At 58.1% G+C, this 23,320-nt stretch carries 14 protein-coding genes and 1 pseudogene; 1 reads left to right on the top strand and 14 read right to left on the bottom strand.

Annotation, left to right across the window (positions count from 1 at the left end):
* Window positions 1-31: 31 nt before the first annotated feature.
* The 14 genes and pseudogenes from IEX77_RS00535 to IEX77_RS00600 form a co-directional block, all read right to left on the bottom strand.
* Window positions 32-1,324 (bottom strand): DUF4302 domain-containing protein, encoded by a 1,293-nt coding sequence (locus IEX77_RS00535; protein ID WP_188807188.1) that lies wholly within the window; start codon window positions 1,322-1,324, stop codon window positions 32-34.
* Between the two features lie 2 nt (window positions 1,325-1,326).
* Window positions 1,327-2,208: a zinc-binding metallopeptidase gene (locus tag IEX77_RS00540; RefSeq protein WP_188807190.1), complete on the bottom strand. Its 882-nt coding sequence runs from the start codon at window positions 2,206-2,208 to the stop codon at window positions 1,327-1,329.
* 18 nt (window positions 2,209-2,226) lie between these two features.
* On the bottom strand, window positions 2,227-3,804 hold the full coding sequence (locus IEX77_RS00545; RefSeq protein ID WP_188807192.1) for a RagB/SusD family nutrient uptake outer membrane protein: 1,578 nt from the start codon (window positions 3,802-3,804) through the stop codon (window positions 2,227-2,229).
* A 13-nt stretch (window positions 3,805-3,817) separates the two neighbouring features.
* A pseudogene (locus IEX77_RS00550) lies at window positions 3,818-7,129 on the bottom strand (SusC/RagA family TonB-linked outer membrane protein).
* Window positions 7,130-7,802: 673 nt separating this feature from the next.
* The gene (locus IEX77_RS00555; protein WP_188807194.1) at window positions 7,803-8,522 is read right to left on the bottom strand and encodes a HesA/MoeB/ThiF family protein; all 720 of its coding nucleotides are present in this window, start codon (window positions 8,520-8,522) and stop codon (window positions 7,803-7,805) included.
* Between the two features lie 39 nt (window positions 8,523-8,561).
* A complete protein-coding gene (gene thiH, locus IEX77_RS00560; protein ID WP_188807196.1) occupies window positions 8,562-9,680 on the bottom strand; it encodes a 2-iminoacetate synthase ThiH in 1,119 nt (372 codons plus the stop codon).
* Window positions 9,677-10,453 carry a thiazole synthase gene (locus IEX77_RS00565; protein WP_188807198.1) on the bottom strand — a complete coding sequence of 259 codons (777 nt, stop codon included), beginning with the start codon at window positions 10,451-10,453 and terminating at the stop codon, window positions 9,677-9,679. Before IEX77_RS00565 ends, thiH begins: the two co-directional genes overlap by 4 nt.
* Window positions 10,454-10,467: 14 nt before the next feature.
* A complete protein-coding gene (gene thiE / locus IEX77_RS00570; protein ID WP_188807200.1) occupies window positions 10,468-12,402 on the bottom strand; it encodes a thiamine phosphate synthase in 1,935 nt (644 codons plus the stop codon).
* 5 nt (window positions 12,403-12,407) lie between these two features.
* Entirely contained in the window at window positions 12,408-14,219 is a 1,812-nt protein-coding gene (gene thiC / locus IEX77_RS00575) for a phosphomethylpyrimidine synthase ThiC (protein WP_188807202.1), read from the bottom strand.
* Window positions 14,220-14,258: 39 nt separating this feature from the next.
* Entirely contained in the window at window positions 14,259-14,483 is a 225-nt protein-coding gene (thiS, locus tag IEX77_RS00580) for a sulfur carrier protein ThiS (RefSeq protein WP_044114215.1), read from the bottom strand.
* A gap of 878 nt (window positions 14,484-15,361) precedes the next feature.
* Window positions 15,362-16,573, bottom strand: a complete 1,212-nt coding sequence (locus IEX77_RS00585; RefSeq protein WP_188807204.1) for a DNA/RNA non-specific endonuclease — start codon at window positions 16,571-16,573, stop codon at window positions 15,362-15,364.
* 12 nt (window positions 16,574-16,585) lie between these two features.
* The gene (locus tag IEX77_RS00590) at window positions 16,586-18,340 is read right to left on the bottom strand and encodes a DUF5689 domain-containing protein (RefSeq protein ID WP_188807206.1); all 1,755 of its coding nucleotides are present in this window, start codon (window positions 18,338-18,340) and stop codon (window positions 16,586-16,588) included.
* Window positions 18,341-18,385: 45 nt separating this feature from the next.
* Entirely contained in the window at window positions 18,386-19,201 is an 816-nt protein-coding gene (locus tag IEX77_RS00595; protein ID WP_188807208.1) for a DUF5689 domain-containing protein, read from the bottom strand.
* Between the two features lie 22 nt (window positions 19,202-19,223).
* A complete protein-coding gene (locus tag IEX77_RS00600) occupies window positions 19,224-21,998 on the bottom strand; it encodes a TonB-dependent receptor (RefSeq protein WP_188807210.1) in 2,775 nt (924 codons plus the stop codon).
* 223 nt (window positions 21,999-22,221) lie between these two features.
* Between IEX77_RS00600 and IEX77_RS00605 the strand changes: the two genes are divergently transcribed.
* Window positions 22,222-23,268, top strand: a complete 1,047-nt coding sequence (locus tag IEX77_RS00605; RefSeq protein WP_188807212.1) for an endonuclease/exonuclease/phosphatase family protein — start codon at window positions 22,222-22,224, stop codon at window positions 23,266-23,268.
* The last annotated feature ends 52 nt before the right edge of the window (window positions 23,269-23,320 follow it).

Genomic DNA, 23,320 nt, shown 5'->3' on the forward strand with positions numbered 1-23,320 from the left:
TGAATTGAGAGAGGTACATACAAGGCTGGCACTAAGGCAGCTTCTTGATGTACTGGATATTCTCGATAGCGATTGGCATGACGAGGTTGCCCTTACTATCGACGAGTGGAGTATTGAGGTCTTCACCGTAGGCGATACCATAGAAGGAGTCGACCTTACCATCGGCGAGCTCGGTACCCTTAGCGACGGCTTGCTGGAGATCTTCATCCCAAGTGAAGGTGATGCTATGGAGCTCAGCGGCGAGGAGCTTGCGCCCATCAGCCAGTGATGCAGGTACGAGGATGATACCACCAGCATATCTATTTGTCGGGTCGTGCAGAGCCTGTCCCTGGAAGCTGATCGTACCCGTGGTAGCATCGTAGGGAAGCACCATCTTGTAGCTGACTCCGTAGAAGGTGAGGACAGCCGAGAGGGTATTGGCTCGCTCACCAGCTGAGAGGGTGAGGGTCGTAGGCTTACGCCAGCCACGGACGGGGTTGTGTCGGAGTGTCCACGTGCCGTACCAGAAGTCGATAGGCTTATAGCTCTTGGGGAGGAAGAGCTTAGCGACGAGGTCACCCGAGGTAAACTGCTGGGCTTCGCCATCCCAAGTGAAGGTGCGGTAGCTCTTGCCTTCGACCACAATGGGGCTCTGTAGCGTGATACCCGTAGCGGTGAAGTTGAATGGCGTGTCGAAGCTACGCTCACCGATCTTGACTGAGAGGCGACGGGCGTCTCCGCGGATCTCGCCCTGAGCCAGCTCCTTGCTTCCGAGAGAGAAGTCGAAGGTGCTTGCTGTCATCCCTTCGCGGACATTGAGGATACCGAGGATCTGCTCCTCGATACTACTGTCGTCGGGGATGCGGACGAGGCGCATCTCATTGCCCCACTTCTTTCCGAGGAGGCGTACTGTATCAGCGGTGGCTGATAGGATAGCGAACTCATAGTCCCCCTGGATCCCCTCGGGATAACCGAGTGATGCGGAGGCCAGTGAGTGAATCACCTCATTGTAGGTGGGGAAGGTCAGCACGGGGCCTTGGTCGCGGACGATCGAGTACTCGCTGGTAGCCAGTAGCTCGGGATCTACGTTGTCACCAGCCATCGTCACGTGACCGTTCTCGAACTTCATCAGGAGCGTGAAGCCAGGACCCGAGTAGTCTCGGCCAGCATAGTACTCCATACGCCAGCCCTTGGGCGCAGCTTCGAGGAGGGCTTTCTCCTCAGCGATGAGGGCGTCGATGCGAGCTGCCGCAGGCTTGTCGAAGATCTCCTTATTGTCCTTGAGGCAAGAGGGGAGCATGAAGCTCAGTAGCCCCAGGAGGATATATATATAGGTAGGACGCATGATTAGTAGAGCTTAGTTAGGTCTAATGTAGCGATCTGGCCACCACGGCGCAGGACGACGTCACGCAGGTCATCGAGGTCAAGCTTCCACGAGTCACGGGTATAGTCCTTGACGCGCTGGAGCTTGCGCTGGATGAGTGCGGCACCAGCAGAGCCTGCATTGTTGAGGATCTGCTGCCACTGCTGGGGCGTGTAGGTGACGTAGTAGGAGAGCATCTCAGCGAAGTCCTCCGCATCATTCTGCATCGCGTAGGGCGATACGAAGCCAGCACGATTGGCTGCACGCTCGGACTGGTTGAACCAGTCACCACTGACGTAGCCCGACTTCGTGATGAGAGCAAAGTCCGTGCTGTAAGGCTTCTTCTGATTGAGGATATGGGTAAATTCGTGATGCATCGTGTGGAAGTAGTAGGTCGTCATCGTCTCGTAGTCGGCCAGAGCTTGGTCGGTGAGCGAATTGACCTTCCCTAAGATGACCTTGTAGCCACCGTCGGCACTACCGACGACCTCGGTGCGCTGACGCGTGTAGCCAGGCGTACCGATAGCTACGAGGATACGTGGGGCGTTGAGCTTCATGAACTCAGGCCCGAGGACCTCGGCATAGGCATCGAACCAGAGGTACTTCGTGATGATCGCGAGCTTGGCTGTCTTAGCCGAGTCGGCGGGGATGAAGTGATAGCTGAGGTCCGTCTCGGAGTCCTCGAGCTTGTACTTGAAGCGGATATTGTATGGACTGCGGTAGTTCACGTCCAGCCACTGCTCGAAGTCATTGAGCTTCTCCGAGGTTGTGGGGAAGATCGTGGGATCCTTCGGCTGGTCATCGGAGCAGGAGATGATGCCTACGGTGAGGAGTAGCCCGATGAGTCCTTGATATATGTAGTTCATAGGTCCTTCGTCGCTATGTTAATGTTGGGAAGCTCGGGGATTAGCTTCGAGCTGTGCAGAGATGACGTCCTGAGGAAGCTGGACGGCCAGACGTGGGTCGCGTGCCTCCATCTTGTCGGTCACAGCCTCGACGGCATTGCTGACGTTCACACGACGGCGGTAGATCGTGATGCCGTAGCGCTTGACGTCCTGCATGCGGAGACCTTCGTGGATGGTGATGAGGCGGCGGAGCTGGAGGATAGCCTGCAGGAGAGGCTCCTGAGTCTCTGTCTCGAGGGCGGGTGTCGTGTGAAGCTCCTTCTTAGGAGTAGGCTTCTCAGGCGTATAGTACTTGATGCCTTGGTAGAAGTCCTTGATCTGCTGAAGGGTCAGCTGTACACTGCGCTTCGTGAAGGCGCTGAGCTCGATGTTGAGGTCAGCGAGAGCCTCGTCATAGCGCTGCAGAAGGGCCTTCGCCTCGGCACGCACCATGAGCGTCTCATCAGTGGTGAAGGTAGCGTAGGTCGAGTAGGGGATACCGATACCTGCTACACGGTCGATGTACTTCGGCGTGTAGGGGAGCTTGTGGAGGGCGTACTTAGATACCCCGTTGTTGTTCACCACGACGTAGTTCATCACGTCGCCACTGGCACCCCATGGACCATCGGCCTGGAGGGTCTCGGTAGTGGAGATGAGTGCACCATGGGCGTACTTACTACCACGCAGGATGGGGATGCTGACGCCACCCCATTCGGTAGCTACCGTCTGCAGGAGGATATTCGCCTTGACAGAAGACTGGATATAGGCGTTAGGCTGTACATTGCCTGAGAGCCCCTGCTTACTCCACGAAGCCCAGTCACGTAGGTCGGTACGTGGGTTCGAGCCTAGAGCGGCATCAGCGTGCTCAATAGCCTTGGCATACTGATGGGCATAGAGGTAGAAGCGTGCAGCAAAGGCATGAGCAGCCTGTGCAGTGAAGTGGTACTTCGGCTTACCGTAGTTTGCTGAATTGATATCCTGCAGGCCCTCGGTGAGGTCTTGCTCGATGTGCTTGTAGAGCGCCTCGAGCGTGCCTCGATGATGGAGGGTACGCCCAGGATGCTCCTCAGGCTCGGTAGGATAAGGCAGGCCATAGTCGGAGGCTGCCGTCTCAGGAGCATAGGCTTGGCAGAAGACATTCGCCAGCTGGAACATCGAGTAGGCGCGGCATAGCTTGGCTTCGGCGACCTGACTGGCGTAGGCATCCTTATTGCTTACGCCAGCGACGTGCTTGAGCACCTCATTGCAGACGGTGATCGCGGTATAGTGTGCGTCCCAGAGCTGCTGAGGGGTCTCCTGCTCGCGGATCTCGGAGATATCGCTCCAGCGATAGGCCTGCTCCTGGAAGGGGCTGATAGCGCTCCACGAGGTGTAGTCGTGCTCGTCGCTATTGTCGGAGTACATCTCCAGCAGGTAGGCTGCATGGGCATCGGGATAAGCCGATACGAGGAACTTCGCCGCATCCTCAGGGGTGTGTAGCTCCATACGGTTGTCGGGGTACTTGTCGAGGTACTTACCGCAGCTCGAGAAAAGCAGTGCCAGCGAGAGGACTGAGGTGATGATATGTTTCTTCTTCATTGGTGTCGATGCGTTAGAGTCCAAGCTTCAGGGTGAGAGTGAACTGTCGGGGCGTAGGCGAAGCTACCCCACCGATGTTGAAGAACTCTGGGTCTTGGCCATTGAGCTTCTTGTCTGCATATAGGAGGAAGAGGTTCGTAGCCTGTACCTTGACCGAAGCGCTACGCAGAGGCGTACGCTTGATCAGACTTGTGGGCAGGTCATAGGCGAGGGAGATCTCCTTGAGGCGGATGAAGTCGCCCTTAGCGATACGCGCCGTAGAGTAGTTGTAGCCATTGTAGGCGTAGCGCAGATTGTTGTTGGTCGCGTACTGACGACGGCTCAGGATGGTGGGGATGTCCGTACGAGCTTCCTCGCCAGCAGCCTGCCAGCGGTTGATGAAGGCATGCGTCATCGAGGCCATATCCCCGTAGTAAGCCTTGAACTTCGGATCAAGTCGGACGACATTGCCGAAGGCATAGGTGAGGAATACGTTGAGGTGGAGGCCCTTGTAGGAGAGTGTATTGCCGAGTGAACCCGTGTGGGTGGGGTCGGTAGGGCCTTCGTACTTGAGGTACTCGGTGTGGTTACGCTCCTGGAAGTTGATGTTGTCGGTCGTCACCTCACCCTTCTCGTTGATGAGCTGGGGGAGACCTTGGTTATTGAGGCCGACGAAGGGGATAGAGAAGAGTGCACGTGCAGGGTAGCCCTTCTTAGCGAAGCCGTTCCCGCTGACGAGATCGATCATACGCCCCTGGTTGTAGAGCTTGGTGATCTCCGAGTGCGTGTAGGAGTAGATGAAACTCGTCGTCCAGTTGAAGTCCTTCGTCTTGATGTTCTGCGAGGTGATGCTGAGCTCAAGACCACTGGACATCATCTCTGCGACGTTGGCAGGACGGATGATCGTACCACCGATACCCTGCGTGATCATAGGCCCCATTTCATCGAAGTTACGACGGGTGTAGGCATCGAAGGAGAGGCTGAGGCGATCATCGAAGAGGCCTGCGTCGAAGCCGGCGTTGAGCTCGTTCTTCTTTTCGTAGGTCAGGTCAGCATTGCCCAGCTGCTCGATACCGATCCCAGGCTCCTGGTCTTCGGCGAAGAGGCGGAAGGGGATGTACGACTTGAGGATGGTCGTCGAGCTACTATAGGAGGGGTCAGGAGGTGTCCCCGTGAGGCTATAGGAGAGACGGAGCGTGAGGTGACTCAGAGGCTTGAGCTTCTGGAAGAAGTCTTCCTCGTGCATATTCCATGCGCCAGAGACGTTCCACGTAGACATCCAGCGAGCATTGCTGCTACGCCCGAGCTGGTTCGAGCCTTCGTAGCGGTACGTACCGTTGACGACATAGCGGCCCTTATAGGAGTAGGTTGCATTGCTGTAGAAGGCTACCGTACGATAGTTCGTGTTGTTGAGGTTGTAGTAGCTATTGCCGTCCTCTACCTGCTTCTTGAAGTACTGGTAGGGGTAGAAGGGCGTCTCGCCAGCGGCGTACTGAAGCCCCCAGCCCGTGAAGGCGGTGCGGTTGCGCTGGATATTGGTCGTCTCAAGACCACCGAAGAGATTGAGCGTGTGGACTCCGAAGGTACGGTTATAGTTTGCCGTAGCGCGGAAGTCGTAGTTGCTCATGCGGTTCTCACCCTTGTGCATGAAGCCGCCATTAGGCAGGACGGTGCTGGGGAGATCGTAGGGATGATCAGGGTCACGGTAGAGGTACTTGTTGGACTCTCTGATGACGCTGTTTGGCATGGCGCGGTAGGCCAGTGCTTGGTTCGAGTTGTCACGCACATTGTGCTGCTGTGAGGCAGCCGTATGCTTGAAGGCCCCGAGGAGGGTTAGCTCCAGACCTCGGATAGGCTTGAAGCGCAGCTCAGCTTGGAACTTTGCATCCAGTACATCCAGGTCGATGTAGTTATTCTCCAGCTCGTTGAAGATATTGAACGGAGCGTAGTTCGCCGTATAGTACTCTCGTGGGTCGAGGACACGCGAGGTATTCGTAGCGTAGGAATAGGGGTTGATATCGAAGTCGCGCTTGACCTCACCGCCTACGACGTCTACGTCCTGACCGAGCGTACCAGGCGCACGCTGGTTACGATAGGAAGCACCCCCGATGACATTCAGCGAGAGGCTCTTCAGGAGGTGATGCGTGACGTTGAGGTTAGCGGTATATCGCTTGACCTGACTCTGCTTGTACCACCCTGGATCGATGAGGGCGGAGGCAGAGGCGTAGTAGTTCGACTTGCTCGTACCACCGCTCATACTCACTGAGTGGGTCTGCATGATGGAGGGAGAGAAGAGCTCCTTGAACCAGTTTGTATTGCGTCGCTCAGCCTGCTGGAGGTAAGCGTTCTCTGCCTTCGTCGTATTGTCGAGCAGGAAGGTGCGGGTCTTGGGATTGTACGTGTTGATCAGCTCGTACATCTTACCATAGATCCCGTAGTCACTGCCGTTGAGGACCTCGGCGAAGTTCAGCTATCCCTTATCGCGTAGCTCGCGGTAGATACTCATCTGCTGCTGCGAGTTGAGGATGTCGAAGTCGCGGTAGGATGGGATGAGGCGGCTGGTGAACTCACCCGTGTAGTTGAAGTTCGCCTGACCTTGCTTCCCCTTCTTCGTCGTCACGACGATGACGCCCGCCATAGCGCGTGCACCATAGATAGAGGTAGCCGAGCCGTCCTTCAGTACCTGGAAGCTCTCGATGTCGTCGGCATTGAGGCCAGCGATAGCAGAGCTGATTAGTGTCTCAGGGTTCCCCGAAGCGAGGTCGTCAGCACCTACATTAGATACATCTTCCATGATGACACCGTCGACGACCCAGAGGGGCTTGGAGCTCCCGTAGATAGAGGTCGCCCCACGCACGCGGATCTTAGGAGCTGTCCCGAAGGTTCCTGAGACATTCTGTACCGAGACCCCTGCGGCGCGGCCTTCAAGGGCGCGGGCTGCATCGGGTACCCCGTCCAGCTTGGCTTTGTCGCCGCCGAGCTTAGCGGAGGCCCCCGTGAAGAGGCGCTTGTCTACCTTGGTGAGCCCCGTGACGACGACCTTGTCCAGCGTCTTCTCTGAGGGCTCGAGTGTGATCTTCATCTTGTCCTTGATAGGCACCTCTTGGGTGAGGTAACCAATGTAGGAGATGCGCAGGGTCTTAGAGCCTGCGGGTACCGTGATCTTGAAGCTGCCATCCAGCCCCACGGTTGTCCCCACCTTGCTATGTTCCTTGACGATGATCGAGGCTCCGATGGCGGCCTCGTTGTCGGGGGCGGTGACGACGGTGCCCGTCACCACCTGCTGCGCGAGCGCAGGCAGGAACCCCAGGAGCAGGGTGAGGAGGAGTAATGTACTTTTCCTCATTCGTTCAATTAATTGTATAGGTGTTTGAATAATTTATGCTTGTCTGTATCCCATGGTAAAAAGAGACGAGCGACCACCTCACTGCCTACGGCTGGGGGGATCGCTCATTGCTTGCTGTCCCCGAGGTGGGGAACAGTGACGCTATATTATATAATGTAGAGCCATAACAAAGGGAGCTATCGTCCGCAACCAAAGGCGGGGAGATAGCTATCGCATTCGCTTGTCAAAGCTGGGTGTGTGTAGGTGTTGCTTCAGATACCTCATGAGTGCGCTTTCGTGTCACAAGGATATAATATTGATCTAGTATCAGTGGCAAAGCTACGTATTTATTGGATACAAAGTAGTGTGTGCCGAAAATTTAAGTAGCGTATTCTCGTCCAAGCTCTCTATGGTTCTCATAAATGACAGCCCTTATAGAAGGGAAGCTCCAAGCTATTCATAGTGGGGGTAAAATGAACCAGTACTGGTCGCTGAGTTGACCAGTACTGCTTGGTGGTGTGTACCAGTACTGGTCCGAAGTCCGACCAGTACTGCTTGATTTAGTGACCAGTACTGGTTCAAATTCTTGGGTATTATTGAAGCCCGCTATCTACTTGCATAGACGCATGTAGATAGCGGGCTAAGTCGCTCTGTCCCTTTGTGGTGCTTGCTGCCTTTCAGACCGATAGGTGGCTTAGCGGCGGATGAGCTGGAAGGAGAGCTGAAGGCTATCTACGAGGAGGAGGCCTTCGGTGAGTGGAGAGGGAAGGCCCAGCAGGAGCTTGATAGCTTCGGCGGCGGCGATAGAGCCGATGACGGCGGGAGTGGTCGCCATCACGGGGAAGGGGGCTTGCGTGGGGCTTGGGGCGTCTCCCTTATCTCCCTCGGGGAAGAGGTCTCGGTAGCGTGAGGGTGAGTCGGGGAGGAAGAGTGCAAGCTGTCCGCACCACCCCTCGAGCGAGGCATAGAGCCACGGGATATGGTGCTCTGAGGCGTAGCGATCGAGGAGAAGACGTGTCGCTTCGTTGTCGGTAGCGTCGATGAGAAGGTCGACCTCCCCGATGAGGCGGGTGGCATTTGCCTCGGTGAGGCGCTCACTGTAGGCCGTGATGTCGCAGTGGGGATTGGCTGCGCGGAGTCGCTCGGCAGCGCACTGCGCCTTGCTCCTACCTACCTCGTGCGTGGTGTAGAGCGTCTGACGGGGGAGGTTACTCACTGAGATACTATCGTCATCGCATAGTGTGAGGTGTCCGACCCCCGCCCCCACGAGGAGGGGCAGGAGGGCTGATCCCAGCCCTCCTGCTCCGATGATGGCTACCCGCTTCCCAGCCAGGAGCATCTGCCCCTCTTCCCCGACTTCGGGGAGGCTCATCTGTCGGGTGTAGCGGGTCTTGAGGTCGTCTATCTCAGTCATGTGCATTGCTTGGGGTCGTGCTTTTAAGGGGCTGGGAGGTCAGAGCCAACTATCCCAGTCCTTCCATACCGGCTCATAGCCTGCGCTACGTAGGTGGGCGGCGAACTCCGTGGGAGTACGGCTGTCGTTGATGACGAACTGCTCCAGATCTTCGCTGCTCTCGGCATAGCCTCCGGGCTCGGTGTGACTTCCTGCACTCATACTCGTGATACCCAGGGGGAGAACGTGGTCACGGAAAGAGGCTGACTCACGCGTCGATAGAGAGATCTCCACGTGCGGATCAAGTAGACGGAAGGCCAAGATGAGCTGCGTGATGCCGAGATCGTCAATGGGCGAGGAGGGCTCGTAAGCTCCCACTGCGGGGCGAAGACGAGGTAGGGAGATGGAGTAGCGGGTCTGGCGGTAGCGCTGACGAAGGTAGCAGAGATGCAGGGCGGTGAAGGTGCTATCGGTGCGCCAGTCCTCGAGCCCTAAGAGGGCACCGAGCCCAATCTTCTCGATACCTGCTTGGGCGATGCGGTCGGGGGTCTCGAGTCGGTAGCGGTAGTCGGCCTTCTTCCCTCGGGGGTGGTAGCTGGGGTAGTGTGCTTCGTGGTAGGTCTCCTGATAGACGCAGACATAGTCTACCCCCGCCTCGTGGAGGGCGGTATATTGCTCGGTCGTGAGGGGCTGGACCTCGAGGCTGAGCTGGGCGAAGTGTGGGCGGATATGCTCGACGACCTGCAGGTAGTACTTCCATGAGCTGGCACGAAGATCTTCGCCACTGACGAGCAGGAGGTGGCGGAAGCCCAAGGCCTTGATGGCCTCTACCTCACGGTCGATCTCGGAGAGCGTCAGCTGGCGACGTCGGATCTTGTTCTCTACGCTGAATCCGCAGTAGACGCAGCTATTGGAGCATACATTAGATAGGTAGAGCGGTATATAGAGCTGGATCGTATGGCCGAAGCGCTCTACGGTAAGACGGTGCGCCTCGCGTGCCATCTCCTCGAGGTAGGGAACGGCAGCAGGTGAGACGAGTGCCATAAAGTCCGCTATCGTGCGGTGCGGTGTAGTGAGGGCGCGCTGGACGTCCGCTGCCGTCTTGCTATAAATCTCCCTCTGGAGGGTGTCGAAGTCATAGGCCCGTAGCACATCATAGGCCGTCGTGTCGGTGGTCATGGCTCGGGAGTGAAGAGGAAGGCGGTGAGAGGTGAGGAGGCTACCGCTTCGTGACTCTGTGGGGCGAGCTTAGCTTCGTAGGCCATGCGACCTGCTTCGACCCCGAGACGGAAGGCGCGCGCCATAGCTACGGGATCTTGTGCTGTGGCGATAGCTGTATTGACGAGTACGGCATCAGCACCCATCTCCATACATTCGGCGGCGTGGCTCGGGCTACCTATGCCCGCATCGATGACGACGGGGATGGTGCTCTCAGCGATGATGATACGTAGGAGGGCACGGGTATCCAGCCCGCGATTCGTGCCGATAGGTGCTGCCAGGGGCATGACCGTGGCGCAGCCTACCTCCTCGAGACGCTTGCAGAGTACGGGGTCTGCCTGCACATAGGGTAGGACGATGAAGCCTCGCTTCACCAGCTCCTCGGCGGCATGTAGCGTCTCAATGGGGTCGGGCATCAGGTAGCGCGGGTCGGGGTGCACCTCGAGCTTGAGCCAGTTCGTCTCGAGGGCTTCGCGTCCCAGCTCTGCGGCGAGGATGGCTTCTTCGGCGGTCTTCGCCCCGCTGGTATTGGGGAGGAGCTGGATGTGAGGGCTGTCGAGGGGAGCTACGAGGTCATCGCTGTCGGCATGCTGGAGCTCGACACGCTTGAGAGCGAGGGTGACGAGTTCGGTTCCCGAGGCTTCGACAGCACGAGCCATGAGGGCGGGGGAGGCGAACTTCCCCGTACCGAGGAAGAGTCGCGAATGGAAGGTCTTGTCTGCTATGGTAAGCATAGTGGTCAGGTGTATTAAGGTCGGTCGTCCGCAGCGAGGCGGGCGGCATGGATGAGGCTGCTGCTCATGGCGACGCCGTAGAGCCCGAGGGCGTAGAGGTCGGGGATATCCTCGGGGGACACGCTGCCGATGGCATAAGCAGGGAGGGGGAAGGCGTGGAGCTGGAGAGCACGATAGCCCTCAAACCCCAAGATGGGGGCGAGCTTCTTCTTTGTCGAGGTGAAGCGGAAGGGGCCGATGCCCACGTAGTCGATGGGGAGCGTGCGTGCCGTGGCGAGGTCTTCGGCACTGTTGCACGTCAGACCAATGAGAGCATAGTCGCCTAAGAGACGTCGGGCCTCCGTCGGGGACATATCCCTTTGTCCGAGATGCACGCCATCGGCACCCGTGAGGAGCGCGATATCTACTCGGTCATTGATGAGTAGGGGGACGCCGTAGGCATGACAGAGCGCTAAGGCTTCGCGTGCGGTATCGAGGAAGGTCTCCCACGTGGCGTCCTTCATGCGTAGCTCCACGATATCCGCTAAGCCCTGACGAAGGACGAGGTCGGTCTGCTCGAGGATCTCCGCTGTGGTGGTAGCGTGCGTGACGAACATCCGTCGGCCGAGTGGCAGTCGTCTTACGGGAGCTCCCTGCCCTCGCCCAAGGCGGTAGTGCATCGTCGCACGCTGGGCTGCGTGGAGTGCCTCTTGGTAGTCTTCGCCCCGAGCTAAGGCAGCGCACAGCGTCGTAGCATAGAGACATCCCGTGCCATGGCGGTCTTCTCCGAGGCGTGGTGCGGTGCTCTCGATGAGCCGACCATCAGGAAGGTAGGCCCTGTCGGTGACATCCTCCTCCGTGCAAAAAGCAGACTTCGCGATGACAGCGGTGGCGGTGTGCTTTGCCCGTTCGCCTGGTGTGATCTCCCCGAAGAGCTGGCGAGACTCGTAGCGATTGGGGAGGATGACGTCTACCAGCTCTGCCACCTCAAGGAGGCTTTCACGCCTGGCATCGGGGAGGAGGTCTGCGCCCGAGCTGGTGCGTAGTATCGGATCCCAGACGATGCGACAAGCTGGGAAGAGCACACGGATCTCACGGATGAGGAGGCGTAGCTGGTGGAGCGAAGCGATGAGCCCGATCTTAGCTACCTGCGGGGGCGACTGCCTACGAAGAGCACGTACTGCCTCGATGAGGTCTGTGTCAGCGACTGCTGTGAGGCGGGTGAAGGTCACGGCATCCTGGCAGGTGAGTGCCGTCACGATACTATAGGCGCGTACTCCTAAGCGTGCGGCATGCTGCATATCCGCTGTGAGCCCTGCCTCTGCCGTCGGGTCGATGCCCCCGCAGAGGAGGAGTGTCGGGGTGCATAACTTCTGCACCCGCTCGGTGAGCTTATGGAGCTGCTGACTTGCGAAGTACCCTAAGAGCGCGACACCAGCGAAGCCCTCTTTGATAAAGCCTTGGGCATTCGCCTCTCCGACACCGCCCAGAGCAATGAGAGAGAAGGGGAAGCGTGCCGTGACGGCTCGCCTCAGCTCGGGTGTCCATGGGCTATCATTCCCATAGTCAGGCTTACTGATGCTCGCTGCGACGGGGCTCACATAGGCGTAGTCAGGACGGAAGGGTAGGCGCTCCAGTTCCTCTACACTGTGGCAACTGACACCGACGATCTGCTCGGGGCGAAGGGCCTCCGTCGGGCGCTCACGGAGTGCACTCCAGTCGGCTACGGAGAGGTGCACACCGCCGAGCCCCCAGTGTCTCACCAGCTCGATGTGGTGTGAGAGGACGCAGCGACTGCGTAGCTCACGAGGGATGGAGCGGATGAGTGCCTCAAGCTCCTCTACCATGGCGTCGGGCTTGCGTATATGTACGCGCCCGACGCCGAGACGGAGGAGGTGAGCGATGCGCAGGGCTTCGCCTGTATCACCGAGCGAGGGCGGTGTGATGGCGATGATCTGCTGGGGTAGCATAAGGGCTATCTATGGTGACTACATGGGGCTTCGGTGCTGAGTGCAAGCCCTTCGGAGGGGACAGCAGAGCGTGACTGCAACACTTGACGGAAGGAGCGGTTCGCACGCATCGAGCAGAAGTGCTCGCCACACATCGAGCAGAAGTGCTTCTCCTTGTGCTCCTCATCGGGGAGCGTCTCGTCGTGGAACTCCTGAGCACGCTCGGGGTCGAGTGCCAGATGGAACTGGTCTCTCCAGCGGAATTCAAATCGCGCCTTACTCATCGCATAGTCACGAAGATAAGCCGTCGGGTGTCCCTTCGCCAGGTCTGCGGCATGGGCTGCGAGCTTATAGGTCACGACTCCCTCACGGACGTCATTGCGCTCGGGGAGGCCGAGGTGCTCCTTCTGCGTGACGTAGCAGAGCATGGCAGTGCCTTGATGCCCGATGATCGAAGCACCGATAGCCCCCGTGATGTGGTCGTAGCCAGCACCGATGTCGGAGACCAGCGGGCCGAGGGTGTAGAAGGGGGCTTCGTCGCAGTCGAGGAGTTCGCGCGTCATGTTCTCTGGGATGAGGTGCATAGGGATGTGCCCAGGGCCCTCGATCATCACCTGCACATGGTAGCGAGCAGCGATACGGTTGAGTTCGCCGAGAGTCTTCAGCTCTGCCATCTGTGCTGCATCGTTGGCGTCATGGATACAGCCTGGACGCAGGCCATCGCCGAGGGATAGAGAGACATCGTAGCGGGCAGCTATCTCACAGATCTCCTCGAAGTGGGTGTAGAGGAAGCTCTCCTCGTCGTGCTCGGTGCACCAGCCCGCCATGATCGCTCCACCGCGGCTGACGATACCCGTAAGGCGCTTGAGGGTCAGCGGGATGTGCTCCTTGCGTAGCCCTGCATGGATGGTGAAGTAGTCGACACCCTGCTCCGCCTGCTCGATGAGGGTATCGCGATAGATCTCCCAGCTGAGGTCGTAGGCCTTGCCGTGGACCTTCTCCAGCGCTTGGTAGAGGGGGACGGTACCGATGGGCACGGGGCTATTGCGGATGATCCACTCGCGCGTCTCGTGGATGTGACGCCCAGTAGAGAGATCCATCACGGTGTCAGCACCCCAGCGGGTAGCCCAAACGGCCTTCTCTACCTCCTCGGCGATGCTGCTGGTGACGGCAGAGTTGCCGATGTTGGCATTGACCTTACAGAGGAAGTTGCGCCCGATGATCATGGGCTCGAGTTCGGGGTGGTTGATGTTGGCTGGGATGATGGCACGCCCTCGGGCGATCTCTTCACGGACAAATTCTGGGGTCACGTATGGGGGGATCTCTGCGCCCAGAGGGTCGCCTGCCATAGCGTGACGCTCCTTGGCCTGGTCGATGAGCTGGTTCTCACGTATCGCCACGTACTCCATCTCCTCGGTGATGATACCTTGGCTGGCATAGTAGCGCTGGGTGACGCACTGCTCCTTCGCTACTCGTGGGTGGAGGGAGATATGACGGTAGCGCAGGCCATCGAGGGCGCGCTGCTGGAGGCGTGAGCGGGTGTATTCACTGCCGAGCTCTTCGCTACGGGTCGTATCATCTCGGCGGTCGATCCACGGCTCGCGCAGGCGTGGTAGGCCCGCCTCGAGGTCTACCCGATAGGTGCTATCGGTGTACGGGCCACCTGTGTCATAGACGACGACAGGGGCATTGGGGGTACGGCTCCCATCCTCATGGTAGGTGTCGGAGAGGGCGATGTGGCGCATGCCGACACGTAGCTCGGGGAAGAGCTGGCCTGGTACATAGATCTTCTCCGAGCCGATGAGTGGGCCGTGAGTAAGGACATCTTTGATCTTCATAATAGTAGGGGAATGTGTGTGTCGTGGGAAGGGTAGGGCTTAGCCTCCGAAGGTCGGTCGGATGAGGAGGAGGGTGTCGCCCTCCTCGAGCTGGTAGGTGGCTAAGGCTGTGCGGGGTACCAAGCGCTCATTGACGGCGATAGCCGAGCGAGGTGGTAGGTCGATCGCTGCGAAGGCAAGGGCTTCGGGGATCGTGCATACATGGGGGAGCGTGGTGGGGGCTCCGTTGATCAGGATCTTCATCGTAAGTAACTCTATCGTCATAGTGTGATGAGGAAGTGCGAAGTGACGACACACCTCCAGCGAGCCTACTACCACAAGGGGGCAGACACTCTCTGGGGAACTATGACGAGCCGATGGGCTCAATCACAGCGCGAGTAACGGAAGATCTTAGAGGATGAGCGGCGGGATATCGCCTCCACTCTCTGCCTACGCCAGCATTATCTGGATCAGGTCTTCGGGTATAATCTCAGCACAGCGTGGACTCGTGTCCTACGCCAGCACCCCTTTGAGTTGCTCTACGGACAAAGGTAGGCCTTTTCTTGATACCGCCAAGAGCGAGCTTTGACAAGCCCTTTAATAGTGGGCTTTTCTCCGATATCATAGAGGGGGTGGTGTCGACCAATATTGGTTGCTGGGTGAACCTATATTGCTCCGCGCACGAACCAATATGGGATTGCTTATAAACCAATATGAGATTGTTGAGAAGTTATTCTGCTAAGGCATCGCACGCCCAGCTCCCCGATATGCCCCTCTGAAGAAATACGCACGCCCTTCGCCTTATCGCGAGTATTCCTCTTATTCAGCGGAGGGAAAAGTGCTATTCTCGTGAAGAAAAAAACGCCTTCCCGTAGTGGTTTTTCCGTATCTATGCACGTAGTCTTAAAGACCAGGCACGTAAATCCAAATATCCACGTACGTAGATATTAAAGCCACGTACGTAGCCCAAACTTATCTGCCACTCGTCCACAACTTTTATCCCTACGCGGAGCAACGACCTAATACAGGATTGCTCACAACCCAATAGTGCTTGCTACGCCTCCTGCACCCAGCTACACGTTCCCCTTCGTATAAAAGACAACACCCGCCGACCGCAGGAGCAGTCGACGGGTGTCGGTAGAGAATGGAGCTAAAGGCTTGCTTTAGAGCCCGGGCCAGTAGCTAAGCGTAGCAGGCGTAGCGGGAGATTCCGCTTCGAACTGCTGCTCGATGTCATCGGGGAAGTTGTGGAAGAGATCCATCCCCAGCTTGGTCTCCAGCTCGTCAATAGAGAGGGCGACGCTACGAATGGCGGTCTTCGCTGCATAGAAGCGGTGCTCGACCAAGAAGCCGATGCCGTGGTAGGTAGAGCCCTTCTTCATGACGAGAGCCATCCAATAGTACTTAGGTACGACGATGACGCCACGGACCTTCTTGCTCTCGACCTGGTCATCACGGATCGTCCCGCCCTTGGCGACGTAGAGGACGTCACGGAGCTGGGAGTTACGACCCCATGCCTGGACCTTCTGCTCGAGCTCCATCCAGAATTTCTGGTTGAGGTCACCGAGCTGAGGACTCATATTCGTGTAGTAGAAGGTCTGTCTATTGGCCTCTGCGCTGAAGAGGCGGTCAGAGGAAGCTACCATGTGACCACGGTCGTACCCACTCCCTCGGAAGAGGTTCTCCGTAGAGAATTGCTTGGGGACATAGGGATCCCATTGCCAGGCATCGCTACGCTTGACCGCTTGAGCTGAGTTCGTGTTGTCGAAGGTGAAGCAGACGAAGCGTGGGTGACGCTTGTCGGTGTCGTACTCGAGGGAGTAGTTCACGATACCACCAGCGCGGTGCGTGACGAAGTAGTTCTGACTACCACCATGGAGTGCGGGTACCTCGAGCATCGTCGCATCACCGAGGATATACTCACCCGTAGGGGAGGGGATGGGGGATGGCGTAGGGGTGACCTCACCCATACCCTGCTGGCTGATGACGAGGGTATCACGTAGGCCTGCCGAGGTCGCGATGATCTGCGCTGAGCGAGAGGCGCCGAAGTTCTGGCTTACTGAGACGGAGACCGAGGTGCTGGATGTCTCATTCCCCTTGCTTCGCTCAAGCTCGATCCATGAGGCTGCGTCCTCGGGTGTGACGGTAAGCGTCCAGTCGGAGGCCGCACGGAGCTTGATGTAGAAGTTCGAGCCTTCCTTGGGTACGCTCTTGATCTTGTCGGTCGAAGAGCCTGAGAGGGAGAGCTGGAGGCGGTCGGAGGTGCGAACGGGGTGGTCACCACGCTCGGTGGTACAGCTGGAGAAAGCCATCCCCATGAGGCCGAGCCCCATGAGGATGGTCTTTATCCGAAGAGATTTAATCGTCTTCTGCATAGAGAGGCAGGACTATCGCTTACCGAGGTAAGACTTGATGGTAGCTTCCTGATTCTCCTTCGTGATGGCAATGCGCTCCCACTGGTCAGCGGAGAAGGTCGCAGAAGGAGCCTTGACAGGGGCGATACGGTGGAGGACGATGTCGGCGCCAGCGAACCTCTTGTCGCTGTCGATCCAAGCCGTCTCCATACCATTACCGATCTGGTCGATGGTCGCCGTGCCCTTCAGAAGAGCGATGGGGTCATTACCGTTGAAGCTGAAGTTAGCTACCGTGCCTTCGGTATAGACTTTCGCCTGCTCGTGGCGCAGGACGAGAGAAGCACCAGCCGCGAGCTTACCCGTGAGAGCGATGCGGCTCTCAGCATGCTCTCCAGTTGCAGGCTTATTCTTAGTCCCGAAGTTCTTCACGAGGAGCGTGTAAGCACTGAGGTCAATCTCCTGATCCGTGGGGTTGGAGATCTGGATGTACTTCTCGTAGTCGAAGCCTTCGATGTAGGCGGAGATGATCAGATCGCCAGAGGTAGCAGGAGGATTAGGAGTGGGAGTAGGCGTAGGCGTGGGATCGGGTGATGGTGTAGGAGTAGGAGTCGTGCCCTCCGTGCAGCGCTCAGCCGTCAGACCAGCGAGGTCATCAGCCGTACGAGGCCAGAGGTTGTAGTGCTTGGTGCTCTGACCAGAGGTCTTGTTCGTCGTCACCGAGCGCTGGATGATACCGACGATGCGGCCGTTCTTATCGGATGCGGTCGTCGTCTTGAAGGTCGAGTAGTAGGAGATAGCTACCGAGAGGTCGGATACACCAGCCGTAACCTGCGTGACGCAGTCGGTGATGGCATTGAAGTAGCTCCCTGCAGACGTCTTACCCTGAGCAGGCTTGTTGGGGTTGAGTTCCTTGCCAGGAGTCTTGAACTGAGCGCCATCAACAGCCACGAGGATGTTGTCGTACTTGCCTGCGTAGATATCAGCGAAGGTGACTGCCTTAGGTGTGATCGTCGCTACTTCGCCCGTGGGGGTAACCATAGAGGCAGCATCATTCAGACCCGTATAGTCGATCTGCAGTGAGCCATCCTGGTAGCGACCGACCTTCGTGCCCTTGGTCTTGATGGTGAAGACGGCACCGGGACGCCAGTCCTTAGAGGCGTTGGCATTCAGACGAAGCGTGATACCGACTTCGCCAGCCTGCACGACGATGTTCTTGAGGCTGGTCATATTGTTCGCCGTGATGTCGGAGAGGAGGACGGCCTTGAAGGTTGTCTCTTCGTCTACCGTGACGCTCTGACCCTTGTCGTACTTCTCGATGAAGGCGGCGAGTGCTGCGCCGTCTACCGTCGTGGGGTTCGAGGGCAGGTTAGGAGTAGGCTGATCCTTACCTGGGGTGATGACTGCAGAGCCGTCGCCAGCCTGCGTGATGGTATAGTAGAGGGTCTCGTTGCCAGCCTTGAAGGCGAATTGGCCTCGGCGGGTGGCACCTGAGGCGTTCTTGAGGACCTTGATCGTGACGTCACGTTCGCCAGCGTCCCCTGACTCGGGGCTGATGCTTAGCCAGTCGAGGGCGGTGGTAGCCGTCCAAGAGCGGTTGGTACGGATGTGTAGCGTGGCCGTGCTCTCGTCCTTGCCGATGAGGGTATTGCCGTTGCTGTCCTTCGTCAGCTGGGTGACCGAGATCGATGGGCGCTCGTAGGCGTCATCGTTGTCCTTACACGAGGCGAGGGACAGGGTAGCACAGGAGGCTAAGAGGAGCGTCCAGCGCGTGATCTTACTTGTTGTCATCAGTCAATCGTATTTGTTGAGATGGTGAGTGCTGTAGGGGAGTGATTAGAAGCGTGCGCCCGTGAGCTGGACATCTTGCTCGCGCAGGATGAGGAGCTGAGGTGTGTCACGGAAGTAGGTGAGGATAGCCGTGATCGTACCCGAGCCCGAGGGGACGGTGCGACCCGCGAACTTCGCATAGCTGCTCGTGCGGACGATGAGCTGTGCGCCAGAGCGGTCTACGAGCGTGCGGTTCACATTGCGGTTCTTGTCCTTGCCCTGTGGATCAGCATAGGTCTGACCCAGCTCAGAGGCGAGGAACTGTATATCCTTGAGGCTGACGAGCGTACCAGCGTACTTCTTATTCAGCGTCGCGATGGTGAGCTCGTGGGGCTTGATATCGGTGTGACCTTCCTTGAGGAGGACGCGGTGCACGAGGAGCTCTGGGTAGAAGGCTGTCTCATACTTCTCGTCCTTGGAGGTATATCCGATATTGATCTGTCCAGCGTAGTCACCGAGCTGCAGGCCCTGGCAGAGAAGTCGTACTCGCGTACCCTGGGGGTAGACAGAGCTGAGGTTGCCGAGGGCGAACTTAAGCTCCATACCGCCCGTCTCATCCTCGATGTAGCAGGACTTGTAGAGATTCCCTTCGCTGTCGTCCGAGGCGATGACCGCAGAGATGACGATGGGCTTGTCGATGAGCGTACCACCACGCTTGTAGAGTGCCTTGAGCTGGCTGATGGTGTGCGTGGGCAGAGGGAGCTCGTCCGTACTCTTCTGGTCGGTACGGGGAGGATCGACTTCGTTGTACTTCGTGCAGCTCGTAGCCCCTATCCCGATGAGCATCGAGAGGGTGAGTGCATATATAGCATGACGATTCATAGGATCTATGCGTGTAGGGGGGTTAGAACTGGAGGGTGGTATTGAAGAAGAACGTCGTCCCGTAGACATAGGAGAGCTTCGTATCGAAGGGGCGATAGAGCTGCTGCGTCCCGTCGGTAGCACGGATTGTGCGGATACGGAGCTGTTCGTAGCCTCCATTGGGCAGGCTGCGGTTGTTCAGCACGTTGCTTACCGAGAGGTTGAAGCGCAGGTACGTGCCGTAGGTGATGCGCCAGGAGTAGCTCGCGAAGAGGTCTACTGTGAAGCCATCACGCAGCTGCTCGGGGAGGATATAGTTGTAGTCAAGCGAGGTGCGCCCGCGGTCGGTGCGGATGACAGGCGACATCGAGACGAAGTTGCGCCCGAAGTAGTTCGCGTTGATCCCGAAGTTCGCGTACCAAGGAGAGTAGTACGTCAGCCCGAGGGTAGCAGCCGTCTGAGGCGTACCGCTCACGTTCAGCCCCTTCCAGTAGATGCGGTCGCGGTCGACGATCTCGTTGGAGTTGTCGATGCTCTGGATGTAGCTGGGGTTGTTGGCATACTGATACTGGCCGAGGGCAAGCGCTGCGTTGGCCGTCAGCGTGGGGCTGATCTTCACTTCGAAGCCAGCTTCAGCCCCGAGGTGGCGGGTAGCGATGCCGGTGATGATGTAGTTCGAGAACGAAGCTCGGCTATCATCGTAGAAGCTCATCGAGCGCGTGTGGTCTGCGATGTGCGTGTAGAAGGCCGTCACACGTCCGCGCAGCCAGGGAAGGCGTACGAGGTAGGAGGCTTCTGCCGAGAAGATCTTCTCGCTCTTGGGATCCTCGATGTAGCTATCGCGTGTACGAGGCGAGATGAAGAGATTCTGGAAGGTGGGTGCCTGCTCGAGGTATGCTACGTTCGTCTGCAGGTAGTGGTGCCCGTTGAGCTCGTAGGTAGCCCCAGCCTTTACCCCGAGGTCGTTGAACTTCACGCGGTCCGATAGCCCATAGGAGTTGTCGGGGAAGAGCCCGCGCTTCTGATGCCCTTCGCGCTGCATACCCGTGTGGGTATAGGAGATACCCGTATAGGCATCGAGGCGCGTGAGGTGGTAGGTCGCATTGGCCCACATCTGATAGCGGTAGCTCTGTGCGGTGTAGTCGTAGCTGAAGCGGTCGCCCTTTTGGACGATGCGGTCGGGGTGCAGGAGGTCTACCTGACTCTTCGTCGCGTCGCCACCGAAGTCACGCTCAGCGAACTTATCGATGTCATAGACGAAGTCCGCACCGAGGAGGTCACCTACCTCGGCATAGTTCGCCGTGCGGTTGTGGCGGAAGTTCGCCCCACCCGTGATCTCAAGCCAGCTCTTGGGAAGCCAGTTGGCAGAGGTCGCCCAAGCGAATTCACGCTGGTCAGTGTGGCGGTCTTCGATCATATAGAGTGCCTTACGCCCCGTAGCGAGGGTACGGCCAGAGGCATCCTTCACCGTAGTGAGGTTCCCGCGGTTCACCTCATAGAGGCGGTCCCAATTGATATAGCGGACGTTGGGATCAGACTTCCACAGCTCCTCATAGATCGCTGCCGCATCGCCATCCTGACTATTGGGGTCAGCCATGCGCGTGAAGTAGGAGGGGAGGTAGCGGTAGTAGTCCGCACGTGGGTCGGGAGCGTTGTACCAGTTCAGCGATGAATAGGCATTCTTCCCGAAGCGGTAGCTGAAGGTGGTATTGATGTTGAGCGTCTTCTCCAGATTGCTGAAGTAGTGCGAGAGCTGGACGATAGGCTCGTGGTTGCGGCGCTCACGAGCATTGCGCCACTTGCCACCCTGACGCCCGATGTTGGGGTTGTAGAAGTTCGAGCCGACGAGATCATATACCTCCTGTGTGGTAGCGCTGGCTACACCACGGCGCGTAGGGGCACCGAGGGCGATGAGGCTAAGGCTATTCATCTCGTCGAGCTTCTTCTCTACGCCGAGGAAGTAGCTCCAGGCATCGTAGTACTGCCCACGGACGTAGGAGTACTGCCCATTGCCGATACGGCGGGCGACGCTGGCTGCGAAGCTCCAGCCATCCTTGCGCTCTCCCGAGGCATAGGTATAGGCGAAGCGGTTGCTATAGGTGAGGTTGCTATTCGAGTAGGTGAGGCGATGCTGCGCGCCAAACATCGAGGGGCGTGTCGTCACGTTGTTAGTCACGCCGACGGCACCAAAGCCCGAGACGATGGGCTCGAAGGACTGCGAGGTCTCCTGCTGGCGGGTGACGTCGTTGAGACCGCCCCAGAGCGACCATGCCGAGTAGCCACTGTTGAGGTCGTTCATCCCGATGCCGTTGAGCATCTGCTCATTGTACTGGGAGTCGTAGCCACGGTTACGGAAGCGAGCCGTGCTGAAGACGTAGCCCGAAGCGCTGAGGAAGGGGTCGCGTGAGGAGGTGAGTAGGGTGACGCGGTCTTGCATGCCGGCGGCTTCGTTGCCATCCTCTTCGCTGACGATGAGGTCATCGTAGCGACCATTCCCGCCTTCGCGGAGTGCGACGAGCTTGAGTTGCTTGAGGCCCGAAGCTTCGTTCTCCTGCTTGACCAGCTCGATCTGCTTGGTTTCGTAGCCTTCAGCGGAGAAGGTCAGTGTATATCGTCCCTTGGGGAGGAGCGCCAGGACACTTCGGGCGTCTTGCCCGAGGAGCATCTTCTTCGCCACGGGGCCGTAGATGCTGACGTGGACCTTAGCGACGGGCTTGCCACTTTGGCTGTCGATGACCAGAGGTTCACCCGTAGTCTGTCCGAGGCCTACACTTGCGAATGTCAAGGTGCAGGCGAGTACGGTGATAAGTTTATTCATGCGGTCGCATTATATCGATGACGCTTGCATGCACTCCGCGGATCGTGCAGACCTCCCGCTCCGTCGTCGGAGCTCCTGTCATTATGAGGTGTAAGCCGTTTATCCGTGCTGGAGCTTCCTCCCTATCTTCGAAGCCGAGATACGAAGTAGCGCGCAAGATTTGTTACATTTGCACGACTAAATTACATAATCTATCTCGGATAGCCTCTTAAACGACAAGCTTATGCTAAGGAAAATCTCCGCTCTCACCCTCGTCCTTCTCCTCGCTCTTTGCTCCCTCCAAGCCCAGAAGCAGGTGCGCCTCACGGTAGCCTTCTACAATCTGGAGAACCTCTTCGACACCATCGACGGGGAGAACAACGATGCCGACTTCCTGCCCGATGGGAAGAACCAGTGGACGCCCGACAAGTACAAGCAGAAGCTTCACAACATGGCCTACGCTATCAGCCAGATCGGCTCGAAGCGAGGACCTGATATCCTCGGGGTCTGTGAGATCGAGAATAGAGGCGTGCTCGAAGACCTCCTGAAGGAACCCGAGCTGGCGAACTCTGGCTACGAGATCGTGCACTTTGACTCTCCCGACAAGCGCGGTATCGACTGCGCGCTCTTCTATCGCCCCAGCTACTATCAGTTCACCGCTGCGCACCCACACCCCGTCATCCTCAAAGGGGAGGAGCATATCAAGACGCGTGACGTCCTCGAGGTCAATGGCCTCTTGCTCGGCGAACCCGTATCGTTCCTCGTGGCTCACTGGCCTTCGCGCGTCGGTGGCGAGCAGGTCTCGCTCAAGCGTCGTCTGTACGCTGCCGAAGTCATGCGCTCGGTCACGGACTCCCTCCTCGCGGCAGACCCTAATAATAAGGTTATCCTTATGGGGGACTTCAACGATGACCCCACCTCTCCCAGCGTCGTCAACGGCCTGCGCTCGAAGACTTCGGCAGAAGGTCTGGCGCCTACCGACCTCTTCAACCCCATGGCTGCCCTTTACTCTTCGGGCCGTGGCACGCTCGCTTATCGTGACGTGTGGAACCTCTTTGACAACTTCGTCGTCACGCCCAACCTCATCGGCGGGCCCGCTGATCGCCTGCACCTCCAGCAGGACAAGGCTACGGGGAACTACGGCTATATCTTCAATGCTGACTTCCTCACGCAGAAGACGGGGCACTTCAAGGGCTATCCCTTCCGCACCTTCTCCTCGGGTCGCTTCCAGGGTGGCTATAGTGACCACTATCCCGTCTACCTCTATCTGACGAAGACCATCGCCGAATAGCTCCGCGGCTAGCCCTACAAGCTTAAGCGAAAAGAAGTCCCGCGCCCACCTC

It is taken from the genome of Porphyromonas pasteri (genome assembly GCF_014647755.1).
GTDB classification, from domain to species: domain Bacteria; phylum Bacteroidota; class Bacteroidia; order Bacteroidales; family Porphyromonadaceae; genus Porphyromonas; species Porphyromonas pasteri.